At 67.0% G+C, this 13,967-nt stretch carries 15 protein-coding genes; 3 read left to right on the top strand and 12 right to left on the bottom strand.

Annotated elements, in window-relative coordinates:
- Positions 1–3: 3 nt before the first annotated feature.
- The 6 genes from hutI to QQ977_RS10420 form a co-directional block, all read right to left on the bottom strand.
- Entirely contained in the window at positions 4–1,248 is a 1,245-nt protein-coding gene (hutI, locus tag QQ977_RS10445) for an imidazolonepropionase (RefSeq protein WP_285925691.1), read from the bottom strand.
- A complete protein-coding gene (hutG, locus tag QQ977_RS10440; protein ID WP_285925690.1) occupies positions 1,245–2,168 on the bottom strand; it encodes a formimidoylglutamase in 924 nt (307 codons plus the stop codon). The genes hutI and hutG overlap by 4 nt, the downstream gene beginning before the upstream one ends.
- Positions 2,168–3,931, bottom strand: a complete 1,764-nt coding sequence (gene hutU, locus QQ977_RS10435; RefSeq protein ID WP_285925689.1) for a urocanate hydratase — start codon at positions 3,929–3,931, stop codon at positions 2,168–2,170. The genes hutG and hutU overlap by 1 nt, the downstream gene beginning before the upstream one ends.
- 93 nt (positions 3,932–4,024) lie before the next feature.
- The gene (locus QQ977_RS10430; RefSeq protein WP_285925688.1) at positions 4,025–5,119 is read right to left on the bottom strand and encodes an archaeosine biosynthesis radical SAM protein RaSEA; all 1,095 of its coding nucleotides are present in this window, start codon (positions 5,117–5,119) and stop codon (positions 4,025–4,027) included.
- A gap of 93 nt (positions 5,120–5,212) precedes the next feature.
- The gene (locus QQ977_RS10425; RefSeq protein WP_285925687.1) at positions 5,213–5,413 is read right to left on the bottom strand and encodes a DUF7535 family protein; all 201 of its coding nucleotides are present in this window, start codon (positions 5,411–5,413) and stop codon (positions 5,213–5,215) included.
- Positions 5,414–5,486: 73 nt separating this feature from the next.
- The gene (locus QQ977_RS10420) at positions 5,487–6,293 is read right to left on the bottom strand and encodes an NAD-dependent epimerase/dehydratase family protein (protein ID WP_285925686.1); all 807 of its coding nucleotides are present in this window, start codon (positions 6,291–6,293) and stop codon (positions 5,487–5,489) included.
- A gap of 245 nt (positions 6,294–6,538) precedes the next feature.
- On the opposite strand from QQ977_RS10420, the gene QQ977_RS10415 reads away from it, so the two are divergent.
- Complete coding sequence (locus QQ977_RS10415; RefSeq protein WP_285928758.1) at positions 6,539–6,694, top strand: hypothetical protein; 156 nt, start codon at positions 6,539–6,541, stop codon at positions 6,692–6,694.
- A gap of 142 nt (positions 6,695–6,836) precedes the next feature.
- Here the strand turns inward: QQ977_RS10415 and cdd are convergent, their stop codons facing one another.
- The 6 genes from cdd to QQ977_RS10385 all read right to left on the bottom strand — a co-directional run bounded on the left by cdd (position 6,837) and on the right by QQ977_RS10385 (position 11,818).
- Positions 6,837–7,226: a cytidine deaminase gene (cdd, locus tag QQ977_RS10410; protein ID WP_285925685.1), complete on the bottom strand. Its 390-nt coding sequence runs from the start codon at positions 7,224–7,226 to the stop codon at positions 6,837–6,839.
- A gap of 73 nt (positions 7,227–7,299) precedes the next feature.
- The gene (locus QQ977_RS10405; RefSeq protein ID WP_285925684.1) at positions 7,300–7,533 is read right to left on the bottom strand and encodes a transcriptional regulator; all 234 of its coding nucleotides are present in this window, start codon (positions 7,531–7,533) and stop codon (positions 7,300–7,302) included.
- 354 nt (positions 7,534–7,887) lie between these two features.
- Positions 7,888–9,300 carry a class II fumarate hydratase gene (locus QQ977_RS10400; protein ID WP_285925683.1) on the bottom strand — a complete coding sequence of 471 codons (1,413 nt, stop codon included), beginning with the start codon at positions 9,298–9,300 and terminating at the stop codon, positions 7,888–7,890.
- Between the two features lie 59 nt (positions 9,301–9,359).
- Positions 9,360–11,018 carry a PH domain-containing protein gene (locus QQ977_RS10395; protein ID WP_285925682.1) on the bottom strand — a complete coding sequence of 553 codons (1,659 nt, stop codon included), beginning with the start codon at positions 11,016–11,018 and terminating at the stop codon, positions 9,360–9,362.
- The gene (locus QQ977_RS10390; protein ID WP_285925681.1) at positions 11,015–11,476 is read right to left on the bottom strand and encodes a PH domain-containing protein; all 462 of its coding nucleotides are present in this window, start codon (positions 11,474–11,476) and stop codon (positions 11,015–11,017) included. Before QQ977_RS10390 ends, QQ977_RS10395 begins: the two co-directional genes overlap by 4 nt.
- A gap of 90 nt (positions 11,477–11,566) precedes the next feature.
- On the bottom strand, positions 11,567–11,818 hold the full coding sequence (locus tag QQ977_RS10385) for a BolA family protein (protein ID WP_285925680.1): 252 nt from the start codon (positions 11,816–11,818) through the stop codon (positions 11,567–11,569).
- Positions 11,819–11,907: 89 nt separating this feature from the next.
- Here QQ977_RS10385 and QQ977_RS10380 point away from each other — a divergent pair, with 89 nt between their 5' ends.
- Positions 11,908–12,402: a DUF7523 family protein gene (locus QQ977_RS10380; protein ID WP_285925679.1), complete on the top strand. Its 495-nt coding sequence runs from the start codon at positions 11,908–11,910 to the stop codon at positions 12,400–12,402.
- A 70-nt stretch (positions 12,403–12,472) separates the two neighbouring features.
- A complete protein-coding gene (gene cysS, locus QQ977_RS10375; protein WP_285925678.1) occupies positions 12,473–13,945 on the top strand; it encodes a cysteine--tRNA ligase in 1,473 nt (490 codons plus the stop codon).
- The last annotated feature ends 22 nt before the right edge of the window (positions 13,946–13,967 follow it).

The raw sequence follows: 13,967 nt of genomic DNA, 5'->3' as shown, positions 1-13,967 counted from the left end.
CTCTCAGCCACGACGTCGCACCACCTCGCCGCCTTTGAGCACCGTCTCGACGGCCGAGGTGTCGAACCGGTAGGCGACGTGGACGGACGACGGTGCCTCGAGCACGAGCGCGTCCGCCGGCGCACCCTCCCGGAGCGTCCCGGTGCCGTCCTCGCGTCCGATCGCCAGCGCCGCGTCGTGGGTCGCCCCGAGCAACGCCTCGGCGGGGGCCAGTCCCATCTCGAGACAGGCGAGCGTCTGGACGAACCCCATACTCCGGACGTGACAGTTCGGGTTGAAGTCCGTCGCGAGTGCGACCGGCGCGCCGGCCTCGAGAAACGCCCGTGCGTCGGCGTAAGCCTCGTCGAGGGCGAAGGCGGTGCCAGGGAGAAAGACCGGGACGGTACCCGCCGCTGCGAGCGCGTCGACGTCCTCGTCGGTCGCATACAGCAGGTGATCAGCGCTCGTCGCACCCAGCTCGGCTGCGAGTTCCGCCCCGCCCAGCCGGGTGAACTCCTCGGCGTGGACCTTCGGCTCGAGGCCGACGCGGCGGCCGGCCTCGAGGACGCGTCGGGACTGGGCAACGTCGAAGACGCCTTCCTCACAGAAGACGTCACAGAACGCGGCGATCCCCTGATCGGCGACGGCCGGCAGCTGGTCGTCGACGACCGCGTCGACGTAGTCGTCCGCCTCGCGCTCCTCGGGCACCGCGTGAGCGCCCATGAACGTCGCCACGCAGTCGACCGGCTGGGCGGCGTCGGCGCGGTCGATGACTTCGAGCAGCTCGAGTTCGGTCTCGGTCTCGAGGCCGTAGCCGGACTTGACCTCCGCCGTCGTCGTCCCGTGGGTGAGCATGGTCTCGAGGTGAGCGAGGAGGCGCTCGAGCAGCCGGTCCGCGCTCGCATCCCTGGTCGCTCGCACCGTCCGGAGAATCCCGCCGCCCTCCTCGAGGATCTCCTGGTAGCGTTTGCCACGAAGCCTGGCTTCGAACTCGTCGGAGCGGTCGCCGGCGAAGACCGCGTGGGTGTGTGGATCGACGAACCCGGGCACGACCGCCTGTCCGCTCGCGTCGATCGCGACGTCGGCGTTCTCCGGCGGGTACTTGCGGGTGATCGCCTCGCTTTCCCCGACCGCGACGACCGCGCCGTCTGCCGCGACGAGCGCGGCGTCCTCGCGGACCTCGAGGGTCGCGTCCGACTCGGTGGCGGGCCCGACCACGAGCTCCGCCGCGTCGTGGATCACGAGCGTGTGGGCCCCAGTCTCGGTCATCGTTTCCCCTCCGTATGGCCCGCAAGGACGTGCGCAACCGCCCGGGACGCCGCCGCGGCCGTTCGATCGCCGTCCGCGAGCGGGGGCGCACACTCGACGACCTCGACGCCGGCGATCCGATCGTCTCTCGCGACCCGGAACAGCCCCCGGTAGAGGTCGACGCTCGCAAGTCCCCCGGGCGTCGGCGCGCTCACCCCCGGCGCGGCCGTCGCGTCGAGGGCGTCCACGTCGAGGCTGACGTAGAGGTGGTCGACGCCGTCGACGGCCTCGAGGGCACGCTCGAGGGCCGCGACGGGATCGCGCCGGACGTCCGCCGCGGTGACGATCGTCCCGCCCTGGCGGTCGACGTAGCGGGCGTACGCGCTCGCGGTCTCGAACTGCCGCGCTCCGACGACGGCGAAGGCGTCGAGCCCGCGCTCGTGGAGCTGGCGGTACGGCGTCCCGCTCGTGGGCTCGTCGTGGACCTCCCGGCAGTCGAGGTGGGCGTCGAAGCTGATCGCGCCGACCGAGCCGATCTCCAGCAGCGGCGTGACGTTGGGGACGGTCAGGGAGTTGTCACCGCCGAGAAAGACCGGCAACGCGTCGAGGTCGTGGACGACCGCCGTGGCGTCCTCGAGGTCGTCCTGGACGGCCGCGACGTCGCCGGACGTCCGGAGATCCCCGAGGTCGCCGACCGAGCGGACGGGTCCGGCCTCGAAGTGGTGGGTTTTCACGCCGGCCAGTTGCTCCCGGATGGCCGTCGGCCCCTCGCTCGCTCCCCGACGGCCGATCACCGCCCCGTCGTAGGGCTCGCCGACGAGGACGGCGTCGTACGCGCCCGCGTCCTCGAGGCTCGTCGGCTCGACAACGTCGCCGAAGGTCTCGTCGTTGGGATCGTTCGCGGGGCTCTCCCAGTCAGGCGGGCTCGCGAAGGCGGTCATCACCGCTCGTCCTCCGTCGGTCCGGTCGATCCGTCGTCCGCCATCGGTACGTGTACACCCGACTCCCGGGCCTCCTCGAGGGCGTCCGCGTAGCCGGCGTCGGCGTGGCGGATCACGCCCGTCCCGGGATCGGTCGTGAACACCCGGCGAGCCTTCTCGGCGGCGAGTTCGGAGCCGTCGAGGACGACGTGGTTGTTGGCGTGGACGGCGTTACCGATGCCGACGCCGCCGCCGTCGTGGACGCTCACGATGTCGGCCCCGGCGGCACAGTTCAGCAAGGCGTTGAGAATCGGCCAGTCCGCGATCGCGTCCGAGCCGTCCCGCATCGCCTCGGTCTCGCGGTTCGGACTCGCGACCGAGCCCGCGTCGAGGTGATCGCGGGTGACGACGATCGGAGCCGAGACCTCACCGTCGGCGACGAGATCGTTGATCTCGAGGGCGAAGCGCGCTCGCTCGGTCAGCCCGTCGGAATCCGCACGATAGCCGAGCCAGCAGACCCGCGCGGGCAGGCCCTGGAACTGGACCTGCTCCCGGGCGAGGTCGATCCAGCGATGGAGGTGGTCGTTCTCGGGGAACAGCTCGAGGACGGCCTCGTCGGTGCGGTGAATGTCTGTGGGATCGCCGGAGAGGGCGAGCCAGCGGAACGGTCCCTTTCCCCGGCAGAACAGCGGCCTGACGTAGGCCGGGACGAACCCCGGGTAGTTGAAGGCGTCCTCGCGGTCGCGGTGTTCCTCGACCTGCCCGCGGATGTTGTTCCCGTACTCGAAGGCGACCGCGCCACGGTCCTGCAACTCGAGGATGGCGTCGACGTGGCGTTCCATCGTGTCGAGACTCTCCGCGACGTACGTCTCGGGGTCCTCGGCGCGGAGCGCGTCGGCCTCCGCGACGGAGTAGCCCGAAGGGTAGTAGCCCTCGAGTTCGTCGTGGGCCGCGGTCTGGTCGGTGACGACGTCGGGGATCCACTCGCGCTCGAGCATCGCCTCGAGCATGTCGGCGGCGTTCGTGTGGACGCCGACGCTGTAGGCCTCGCCGGCCTCGGCGGCTTCCGCGGCGCGTGCGAGGGCCGTCTCGAGGTCGTCGGCCGTCTCCTGGCAGTAGCCCGTCTCGATGCGCCGGTCGATCCGGTCCTCGTCGACCTCGGCGGCGATGCAGACGCCGCCGTTCATCGTCACGGCGAGTGGCTGTGCGCCGCCCATCCCGCCGAGCCCGCCGGTGACGACGACCCTGCCCTCGAGGCCGTCCGTGTCGGGAAAGTGCTGGCGGGCGCACTCGGCGAGGGTCTCGTAGGTACCCTGAATAATTCCCTGAGTGCCGATGTAGGCCCACGAGCCCGCGGTCATCTGGCCGTACATGATCAGACCTTTCGCCTCGAGGTCGTGGAAGTGGTTCCAGTCGTCCCACGTGCCGACGAGGTTCGAGTTCGCGATCAGCACGCGCGGAGCGCGCTCGTGGGTGTGAAACCGACCGACCGGCTTGCCGCTTTGAACGAGCAGCGTCTCGTCGTTCTCGAGGTCGCGGAGTTCGTCACAGATCGCGTCGTAGGCGTCCCACGAGCGGGCGGCCCGGCCTGTCCCGCCGTAGACGACGAGATTTTCCGGGTCTTCTGCGACGTCGGGATCGAGGTTGTTGTTCAGCAGGCGGAAGGCGGCCTCCTGTCGCCAGCCCGCACACTCGCGGTCGGTCCCCGTCGGCGCGCCCCGGTACTCGCGCCACTGCTCGCTGGGTTCGCCGACGTCGTGTCCGCCGTCGTCCGGTGTGTGCATGTCGGTGTCGTCTACGGCGGACGGCAAAAGCTGTGGGGCGGTCGAAGAACGCGACCGAACCGTCGTGTGTGTTCGAGCGTTGTGCGGTGGTCGTCAACGAGCCAGCGGCACGTTGTAACTTCGCTCGAGGTCCATCACGGCTTCCCAGGTCCGCTCGCAGTCACAGGAGACCTGCTCGAAGACGGTCGGATCCTGCCGGAGGTCGAAGTCCGTGATCGCCTTCTGGACGAGGTCGTCACACTCCTTGCAGTTGTGTGGGCCCCGGTCGGAGCCGTGGCCGACGGGATCGGAGACGACGATGGCGTCCGTCTCCGCGGTCTCCTCGAGGACGTGTGCGACCGACCAGAGCCACGGCGGACGGTAGCCGCCGTTGAAGTAGAGTTCGTCGACCATAGTGTATCGCTGGACGTTACACGGGTTCATCGAGACGGTGTGACAGCCGGAGACGTCGCCACAGCGTTCGATCGAGGCGATCATATCGGCGACGGCCTCCGATTCCGAGAGAAACGGCGGTTTCATCAACAGGTAGGCTTTCACGCCCGCCTCGGCGTCGCCGACCTCGCCGGCGGCGATGGCCTCGCTGCAGGCGTCTTCGAAGTCCGCGAAGTCGAAGTACTTGTTCACACAGTCGTGACGGACCCGGTCGGTGGCGGTCTCGAGGCCGATCGCGACGTCCGTGTCGATCCCGCGGTCGGTGAAGTCGGCGAGTTTCTCCCGGTCGACGAAGTCGGGCAGCGACTCGAGGACGATCCGTTCGCGGTCGGCGAATGTGTCGGCGATCGCCTCGCGGGTCTCGGCACCGACCTCGCGCTCGTCGAGGAACGAGCCGGAGGTGTAGATCTTGATCAGCGGGGCGGGCTCGTCGGCGTTCTCGGCTTCGTAGGAGAGACAGACGTCGATCTGGTCCATCAGGGCCTCGTGAGAGACCGAGCCGCCGTCGACGCTTTCTGCGACGTAGCCACACATCGTACAGCCGCCGGCACGAGCCCAGCGACAGCCGCCGGTATTGAGGATGATCGTCAGGCTCCGTTTGACGCCGCCGGGCGTGTTGTCCTCGTCGAGCCAGACGCGAGTCGGCTCGTGGGGGTCGTAGCTGGCCTCCTTGCGCGAGCGAATCTCGCGCATGACCTGATTGTGGGCGTCCATGCCCTTGCCCTGCTCGTAGACGTCGGGCGTTGGGTGACTCATTACCGAAGAAAGCGGCCGGGTGCCTAAATCGCCTTCGTCTACCCGCAGGCCCGTGCGCCGGCACCGATCACCGTGGGAACTGGGAGCGGCCGGCTACGATTCCGATCGTTCTCGTTCGCGACCTGCCTCACGGCTCCGGTCGCGGCCGAACAGGCGAACGACGAGCCACAACACGAACAGGGCCGGCAGCAACGGAAACAACACTATCGCGATCCCGATCGCGATCACGTACCCGAAGACGGACATCTCTGCCGTCGGTTTGTACGGCGTCGGGTCGGTAACGGTACCGGTCATACGAGACGATACGAAGGGGACGATATTTTACTTTGCTCCGGAAAACAGCCACGAAGACTGTCAAGCGGCGCTGTTAGGGTGAGTCGAGTCCGTCGCGGTTCCCGTCGGTTCCGTCTCCGTCGAACACCGCCGCCGAGTCGTCCTGTGGATGATAGCCGATCGCAAGCGATGTCTCGGTCAGCGAGAGGAACCGATCGCTGTTGTTCGAGATGGCGTGAGCGGTGACGGGCGTCTCCTCGAGCGTCGCCGTCACGGCGGCGTGGATGGCCCGCCGACAGTCCTCGGGACTGAGCCACATCGCACGCGCGTAGCGCCTGCCGGGGCCGTCCCGTTCGGCACACGCCGTCCGGAGATCCTCGCGGGAGAGGAGCCAGCCGATCCGCAGGTTCACGACCTCGAGGCCGTGTCGCCGGGCGTAGTAGTAGCCCATCGCCTCGCCGAGGACCTTCGTGACGCCGTAGTAGGTGTCGGGTCGTGGTGGCTCGTCCGGCCTGACGGGGTCGGGATCGTCGCCGGTCGTTTCCGGGCGAACCGGCGAGGTCACGTTTCCCATGTTGACTGCGTGATTCGAACTCGCGAACACCACCCGCTCGAGGTCGTTTTCGAGGGCCGCCTCGTAGGCGTTGTACGTCCCTTCGACGTTCGGTCCCGAAACCGCGTCCCACTCGGCCGTCGGCGAGGGGTTCGCCGCGAGATGAACGAGGACATCTATCCCCTCCAGTGCAGCGACGAACGCCTCCCGATCCTGGACGTCGAAGGGTTCGGTCTCGAGTTCGTCGGCGTCGCTGTGAGAGAACAGCGATAGGTCGTGCTCGGGGAGTGCCGCGATCGCCTCGCGGCCGACGTTCCCGGTCGCGCCGGTGATGGCGACGTCGGTCATGCGTCGACCCACATTGGACGGGGCCAAATAATCCCGGGCGGCGCGTGCCGGACGGGGGACCGCTTGCGTCTCACCCGGATCGACAGCGCAACACTGTTGACCGCTGGCACGAAAGGCTCGCCCGTGAGAGACAACGCGTCTGCCGACACCGATCCGTCGCCTGTTGCACGCGGCGACGAGCGAACCGACGACATACCATCGAACCCGGTGGCCACTCCCGGGGGAGGTGATCGCGAGTGAACACCGTGAGCCTGAAACCGGTGTACCTGCTCGGTATCGTCCTCAACGTCGGTGCACTCCTGTATGCGCTCTCGATCGGTTCCGTCCTCTACGCGGTCACCTTCGCGCTCGTCGTCGTCTATCTCGTGATCCGATACCGGATGCTCGGCGACGACGCGTAGTTTCGAACGGTTTTCCGGGCTGGGAAGACGGTAGGTGGTGGTTTCGCGCCCAGCCCGGCCGCCAGTTCACTATCCGAAATAATCAAATTGTGAGAAACAGGCAAAACTACCCGTATCCAGACGTCACCTACAGCCGATCACGTCACGTCGACAGCGTCGCTTCCGAGATCGCGTCGGGGAGCAGTTCGCCAAGCGTGTACTCGCGGACATCGTCGCCGCGGTCACAGAGAATTCGGAGGTCGTCGTCACAGAACTCGGCGAGCGTCTGGCGACACATTCCACAGGGCGTGACGCCGTCGCGACGGCTCGAGCTCACGGCAATCCGGGTGAATTCGCGATGGCCGTTTTTGACCGCGTCGGCGATCGCGACCTCCTCCGCGTGGAGACTGTTGCTGTAGTTTGCGTTCTCGAGGTTGCAGCCGACGAACACGTCTCCAGAGTCGGTCTCGAGGGCAGCGCCGACGCGATAGCCGGAGTACGGGGCGTGTGCGGAATCTTGGATCGCCCGTGCAGCTTCGATCAGTTCGTCCATATCCCGGCGACATCCGCCGTGCCCTAAGTATTGTCGCCGGACTCGAGGCGCTTCGACGCCGGTGTCGATCCGTTCAGTGCTGGACCGTTCGGACGTCCGCGACGTTGATCAGGTCCTCCTGGAGTCCGTCGCCGTCGCAGTCCTCGTTCGGACACCGATAGTGCCAGCCGTCTTCCGTCGCCTCTCGTTCTCGGAATCTATCACCACATACTTGACAGAACAGCTGACCCTCAGCGCAGGTGTCGAGGTGTAGCTCGAGGGCAAGCTCCGTCTGAAACGACTGTTTGCAGTTAGGACAGGTGTGCATATTTCGTCCGACGACATCCTCCCTCAAAACTTCTTGGGTTCTTTTATTCCACCGTATATGCCGTGATACAGCCTTTCTGTGCGGATTTTCGGACGACGGCTCATGAAGAAAGACGTGTCACGATCGAATACTACTCGATTTCGAGTACTCCAAACCTCGTCATGTCGATACGGTCTCGTTCGACACGGTCGCTGCTAGCACGGAAATTATCCAAACCAGACACGACAAGGAGTTGACTCGAGTGTGACGCCGACGCGAGTCCGAGGTCGCGGGTCATACCGTCGGACGTAACTGTGTGAAGATTCTCGCCACCCCGAGACGGCGAGAATCGTTCACGACGTACGTCCGGCAGTATCAGTGATCCTGCCCGAGGATTCCCCGTTCGGTCATCTTCGCGGGGTCGAGCACCTCGTCGGCCTCGTCTTCGTCGAGGTAGCCCTTCTCGAGGACGACCTCCCGGACCGTCTTGTCCTCTTTCAGGGCGGTCTTTGCGACCTCGCTCGCCTTGTCGTAGCCGATGTGGACGTTCAGCGAGGTGGCCATCGCCATCGACTCCGCAACGCGCTCTGTGCAGTACTCCTCGTTTGCCTCGAGCGGGTCGATAAAGCGCTCGGCGAAGACCTCACTCGAGTTCACGATCAGTTCGGCGGACTCGAGGAAGTTGTGAGCCAGCACGGGCTTGTAGAGGTTGAGGTCGATCTGTCCCTCGGCAGCGCCGGCGGAGACGGCGGCGTCGTTGCCGACGACCTGCTTGTGGACCTGGTTGACCGCCTCGGCGATCACGGGGTTGATCTTGCCGGGCATGATCGAGGAACCGGGCTGGTTCTCGGGCTGTTCGATCTCGCCGAGGCCGTTGCGCGGCCCGGAGGCGAGCAGGCGCAGGTCGTTCGCGATCTTGTTCAGCGAGCCCGCCACCACGCGCAGGGCACCGTGGGCCTCGCTCATCGCGTCGTGGGCGGCCTGTGCCTCGAAGTGGTCGTCGGCCTCGCGGAAGTCGACACCCGTTTCCTCGCTTATGTACTCCGCGGCGAGTCCGGGGAACTCGGGGTGGGTGTTCAGGCCGGTGCCGGTCGCGGTGCCGCCCAGGGCGAGTTCGCCGAGGTGATCGCGCACCGAATCGACGCGATCGAGGCCCTTCCCGATCTGGGTGCGATAGCCACCGAACTCCTGGCCCAGCGTGACCGGTGTCGCGTCCTGCAGGTGGGTGCGACCGGTCTTGACGACGTCTGCGAACTCGTCTTCTTTCGCCTCGAGGGCCTTGCGAAGCGTCTCGAGGGCGGGCGTGACGTCTTTCTCGACGGCCTCTAAGGCGGCGACGTGCATCGCGGTCGGGATGACGTCGTTGCTCGACTGGCCGTAGTTGACGTGGTCGTTGGGGTGGACGACGCGGTCGCCGATCTCCGCGCCCATGATCTCGGCGGCGCGGTTGGCGATGACCTCGTTTGCATTCATGTTCGAGGACGTCCCCGAGCCGGTCTGGAAGACGTCGACGGGGAACTGGTCGTCGTGTTCGCCGGCGATGACCTCGTCTGCGGCGGCGACGATCGCCTCGGCGACGTCCTCGTCGATCAGGCCGAGATCGCGGTTGGCCTGTGCTGCGCCCTTTTTCACGACGCCCAGTGCGCGAACGAACCGACGACCGAACGTGATCCCCGAGATGGGAAAATTCCCGATCGCGCGCTGGGTCTGGGCTCCCCAGTAGGCGTCTGCCGGCACCTGCATCTCGCCCAAACTGTCCTCCTCGATTCGGTATTCGTCGTCTGCCATACGCGAGAGGTCACTGCCGGCGAGGTAAAAGCCACCGAAACGCGACGGTACCCGGTCGATCAGGCGAACTCGATCCTGCCGTCTGAATCCGACTCGGCTCGGTCGCGAAGCGCCACCTGCAACCGGTCGCGTGACTCCTCGTGCATTCCGCGGGCGACCTCGAGGTCGACGTCGTAGATCGTCGGCGTCCCCCGGAAAAACGTCTGGGAACTGGCGGTGTCGACGACCAGCGAGGCGAGCCCGAGCCGTCGCTGGAAGATCGATCGACGGGTGTTGACCGTCTGGACGCGGTAGTAGGGGATCACCGTCGTCTGGCGCTTCCAGAAGCCCGCCCGGATCACGAGGTGGTCCTCGCCGACGTAGTAGCCGAGGTTCACCCACCGGAGGTGTGCGGCCGGCGGCACTGCGAGGAAGACGACCGCGGCGTAGAACCAGCTCTCAAGGACGGTGACCCGCGTGATACCGTAGGCGGCGGCGACGATCACGGCGGCGACGATCGAGTACCGGGCGAGGTACCGCCGCCGGGCGACGGTCGTCGGCCGCGAAAAGGTCGGTCGCTCGAGGCCGGTGAACCGTTCGGCGAAGCCGTAAACCCGCCCGCGCCTGGCCAGCGGGACGGCCGACTGACTCCCGCTTCCGCTGTCGGGACCGTAGCCTGCGGTCTCGACCCACAGTCCGGCGTAGCCGATCAGTCGCTGGAGCGGGTTGTCCGTCACGGTCACTGATTGGACCTTCTCGACTGGAACCGAGCCGCTGTAACTCTGTAAGAGCCCGCGCTCGTAGACGAGATCGTCGCCGACGCGACCGAGCGTGAAGTCGTAGTAGCTGACGAACGTGTACCCCGCTCCGAGCAGGTACGTGAGCACGAGCCCGTGGACGAGCGAGACGAGCGTCAGGATCGCGTAACTTCGGGGGGTACCCGCCTCGATCGTCTCCGGGCCGCCGACGGGCTGGGCGACGGTGACGAGGAACTCGAGCGCCACGTCTCCGACGAGAAAGGCGAGAAAGAGCACGCCCGCCGCGGCGGCGATCCGAAACGAGGCGAGCGAGTAGAGCAACAACGCCCGCGCCTCGAGTGCGAACAGCGTCGTCGGCCGATGGTCGTCCCACCGGGCGTCTGCCTCCGGTTCGCCGACGGGTTCGTCCTCGGGGGGGACGTCCCGGCGGTCGTCGACGCTGGCCTCGGGTTCGCCGTCGACGGCAGTATCGGCGGGTGGTTCCTCGACGGCCGCCCTCTCGTCGTCGGCGTCTGTTCTCTCGCGTCGGTTCGCTTTCGACTCGGCGGTTCGACGCCGGATCTCTCGCTGGAGACGCTTTGCCTCGTCTTCGCCGACGAAGTTGAGGACGGCCTCGGTGTCGCCGCCACCGGCGGTCTCGACGTTCACGACGGCGAGGCCGAACAGCCGATAGACGACGCCCTGTCTGACGTCGACGTTCTGGACGCGACGGAACGGAATCTCCCGGTCGCGACGAGCGACAACCCCGGAGGCGATGTCGAACGTGTCGTCGGTGAGTTCGTACCCGAACCGATAGTAGTAGGCGACCCCGTAGGCGAATCCGATCGCGAAGCCGATCGGCACGAGCAACGTCGCCCAGCCGGTTCGGACGGCCTCGAAGACGGCCGCCAGCACGGTCAGGAGGACGAACGCGAGAAACGCCCCGCTCACGCCGCGACCGAACGCCATCATCGCGGCGCTTAGCGGATGCAACCGGTTCATACGGCGTCGTCGCCCTCGCTCTCGACGGCGAGGTCACGGAGGGTGTCCTGGAGCTCTCTGGCACGACCCGGCGTCAGCCCCGGCACGCGGACGTCGGCGTTTCGCGAGCCGGCCGTGTAGACGACGACGCTCGAGAGACCGAGCGCTCGCTCTATGGGTCCGAACTGGGTGTCGACGTGCTGGACGCGAACGAAGGGGACGGCGGTCTCGACGAACGTGACGACGCCACGCTCGAGATAGAGGGCGTCGTCCTCGAGTTCGAATCCCCATCGCTGGTAGCGCCGGACGGCGTAGAGGACGCCGAGAAGCAACGCGAGAGCCGCGACTCCGACGGGGACGGCCGTCGGGAGGTCATAGAGCTGTCGGCCGATAGCCACGAGCAACACGCCGAGAGCGATCGCACCGAGGACTGCCTGTGCGATCCAGAGAAGTCTGATCCGAGGATTGAGAGGTTCCATACCTAAATCGTATCAGGAACGAACGATAAATCCACGGTTCACGGCGTTCGGTCTCGGGGCCGACGCCGGAGGTCGAACGCAGGCCACGGCCTAGGCGTGTTCCTCGTACTCCTCGGGCGTGTACGTCGACAGCTCGAGGGCGTGAATGTCTGTCGTCATGTGTCCGTCGAGGGCGTCGTAGACGAGTTCGTGTTGCTGGACCAGTCCGACCCCCTCGAAGGCCGGCGAGACGACCGTCGCAGCGAGGTGGTCGTCGTCGTGTTTCCCGCGAGCGCGTCGGACGGTCGCGTCTGCGTCCTCGAGTTCGGCCTCGATGAGTTCCTCGACGTCTGCTGGCTTCATACCGCAAGCGTTGGGCTCTCGAGGCAAAAACGCCGCGGTCCGGTCGGGCGACCGTCGCGTTTATGTCGTCGGCGGTCACTCGCGTCGACATGTCACTCGCAGCCGAGACGCGCCGCCGCGTCGCCGAACATCCGTTTCTCGTCGCGGCGCTTCGCGCCGGCGTCGTCAACCACACCGCTGCGGCCAGGTTCCTCGACGTCGAGGGTGAAACCGAAGCAGTCGCCACCGCGCTCCGGCGATACGCCGCGGAGCTACCCGAGTACGAGACGACGGCACGCGACGCCCGCGTGACGATGCAACGCGGGGTCGGTCCAGTCGACGACCCCGCGGACGCCTTCCTCTCCGTCGGCGGGACGGCACTCGGCCCTGCAGATGGAGACGCCACCGCGATCCTCGCGGATGGCCCGGTCGACGCCGCCGCGCTCGCGACGGTGCTCGAGACGCTCGCGCTCGAGGGCGTCGCCGTCGCAGCGGCGGGCGTCGGCAGTGAGACGATGGTCGTCGTCGTCGATCGACTCGAGGGGGCGAACGCCGTCCGGGCGGTCGAGGGGGCACTCGAGGACGTTCCAACGTCGCCGTCGTGATCGGGGCTGCCCCGTCTGGGCTCGGTTCGCAACCAACGGTTTAACATCCGGCCGTGGGTACAAGCGAGCAATGACCCTGCACGTGACGAACACGTTGACGGGCGAGAAAGAGCCGTTCGAGCCACGGGACCCCGACGACGTCTCCCTCTACTACTGTGGCCTGACGGTCTCGGATCCGCCCCACCTGGGCCACGCCCGGTCGTGGGTCCACGTGGACGTGATGCATCGCTGGCTCGAGTATCTGGGCTACTCGGTCCGCCACGTCGAGAACTTCACGGACGTCAACGAGAAGATCGTCGCCCGCGTCGGCGAGGATGGCGACAGCGAGGCCGACGTCGCCCGCAACTACATCGAGCGCACCCTCGCGGACATGCGTGCGCTGAATCTCCGCCGGGCGGAGGTCTACCCCCGCGTCTCAGAGCACGTGCCCGAAATTATCGACCTCGTAGAGACGTTGATCGAGAAAGGGTACGCCTACGAATCGAACGGCTCGGTCTACTTCGACGTGACGGCCTTCGAGGAGTACGGCGAACTCTCGAACCAGGATCTCGAGGAGATCGAGTCCCAGGGCGATCCCGACGAACGCACCGAGAAGCACAACCCGGCCGACTTCGCGCTGTGGAAAGCCGGCGGCGTCGACCCGGACGCGGTCCGGGAACACAGCGACCGCGAGGTCTGGGAGCGACCACCAGAGGGACAGACCTGGGACTCCCCCTGGGGAGAGGGCCGGCCCGGCTGGCACATCGAGTGCTCGGCGATGAGCACGACCCACCTCGGGGAGACGCTCGATCTCCACGTCGGCGGTCGAGACCTCGTCTTTCCCCACCACGAAAACGAGATCGCCCAGTCCGAGGCCGCGACCGGGCAGCGCTTTGCCCGCTACTGGCTCCACTGCGAGCTGTTCCAGATGGACGAAGAGAAGATGTCCTCGAGCCTGGGCAACTTCGTCACCGTCTCCGAGGCCGTCGACCGCTGGGGGACGAACGTCCTCCGGACCTTCCTCACCGCCGGCTCGTACAACAGCGCCCAGGTCTACAGCGAGGCGGCGATCGACGAGGCCGGCCAGCGCTGGGAACGCCTCGAGCGCGCCCACGAACGCGCCGTCGCGGCGCTCGACTCGCCAGACGCCCGGACGAACGCCGAGGACGACGACCTCCGGACGGTCGTCGACGACGCCCGCGAGACGTTCCGCGAGGCGATGAACGACGACTTCAACACCCGGAAGGCCCAGTCCGCGCTGCTCGAGGCCGCGAGCGCGCTCAACAGTCACTGCCAGGACCGCGAGACGTACGACTATCGGGGCCTCCGACGCGGCGTCGAAACCCTCGAGGAGCTGGGCGAGGTGCTCGGCCTCTCGTTCACCGGCGACACCGACGGCGAGGCCGCCCTCGCGGGCGACGTGGTCGAACTCGTCCTCGAGGTGCGCGAGGCCGAACGGGAGGCAGGCAACTACGAGCGAGCCGACGAGTTGCGCGACGAACTCGAGGCACTCGGTATCGAAGTCCAGGACACCGACGAGGGGCCGACCTACCGGCTGCCGTAGTCGCGTCGTGCGTCTCCGCTCT

Source organism: Natrialbaceae archaeon AArc-T1-2 (assembly GCF_030273315.1).
Taxonomy (GTDB): Archaea; Halobacteriota; Halobacteria; order Halobacteriales; family Natrialbaceae; genus Tc-Br11-E2g1.
The sequence above is the reverse complement of the archived record's forward strand: the minus strand, read 5'-3'. Positions and strand labels throughout refer to the sequence as shown.

Excerpts from the sequence above, each read along its gene's own strand:
- QQ977_RS10425 (WP_285925687.1), bottom strand. The coding sequence starts at position 5,413 with ATGACCGGTACCGTTACCGACCCGACGCCGTACAAACCGACGGCAGAG.
- QQ977_RS10390 (WP_285925681.1), bottom strand. The coding sequence starts at position 11,476 with ATGGAACCTCTCAATCCTCGGATCAGACTTCTCTGGATCGCACAGGCA.
- QQ977_RS10385 (WP_285925680.1), bottom strand. The coding sequence starts at position 11,818 with ATGAAGCCAGCAGACGTCGAGGAACTCATCGAGGCCGAACTCGAGGAC.
- QQ977_RS10405 (WP_285925684.1), bottom strand. The coding sequence starts at position 7,533 with ATGCACACCTGTCCTAACTGCAAACAGTCGTTTCAGACGGAGCTTGCC.
- hutG (WP_285925690.1), bottom strand. The coding sequence starts at position 2,168 with ATGACCGCCTTCGCGAGCCCGCCTGACTGGGAGAGCCCCGCGAACGAT.
- QQ977_RS10420 (WP_285925686.1), bottom strand. The coding sequence starts at position 6,293 with ATGACCGACGTCGCCATCACCGGCGCGACCGGGAACGTCGGCCGCGAG.
- QQ977_RS10400 (WP_285925683.1), bottom strand. The coding sequence starts at position 9,300 with ATGGCAGACGACGAATACCGAATCGAGGAGGACAGTTTGGGCGAGATG.
- QQ977_RS10380 (WP_285925679.1), top strand. The coding sequence starts at position 11,908 with ATGTCACTCGCAGCCGAGACGCGCCGCCGCGTCGCCGAACATCCGTTT.
- hutI (WP_285925691.1), bottom strand. The coding sequence starts at position 1,248 with ATGACCGAGACTGGGGCCCACACGCTCGTGATCCACGACGCGGCGGAG.
- QQ977_RS10395 (WP_285925682.1), bottom strand. The coding sequence starts at position 11,018 with ATGAACCGGTTGCATCCGCTAAGCGCCGCGATGATGGCGTTCGGTCGC.
- QQ977_RS10430 (WP_285925688.1), bottom strand. The coding sequence starts at position 5,119 with ATGAGTCACCCAACGCCCGACGTCTACGAGCAGGGCAAGGGCATGGAC.
- cysS (WP_285925678.1), top strand. The coding sequence starts at position 12,473 with ATGACCCTGCACGTGACGAACACGTTGACGGGCGAGAAAGAGCCGTTC.
- hutU (WP_285925689.1), bottom strand. The coding sequence starts at position 3,931 with ATGCACACACCGGACGACGGCGGACACGACGTCGGCGAACCCAGCGAG.
- cdd (WP_285925685.1), bottom strand. The coding sequence starts at position 7,226 with ATGGACGAACTGATCGAAGCTGCACGGGCGATCCAAGATTCCGCACAC.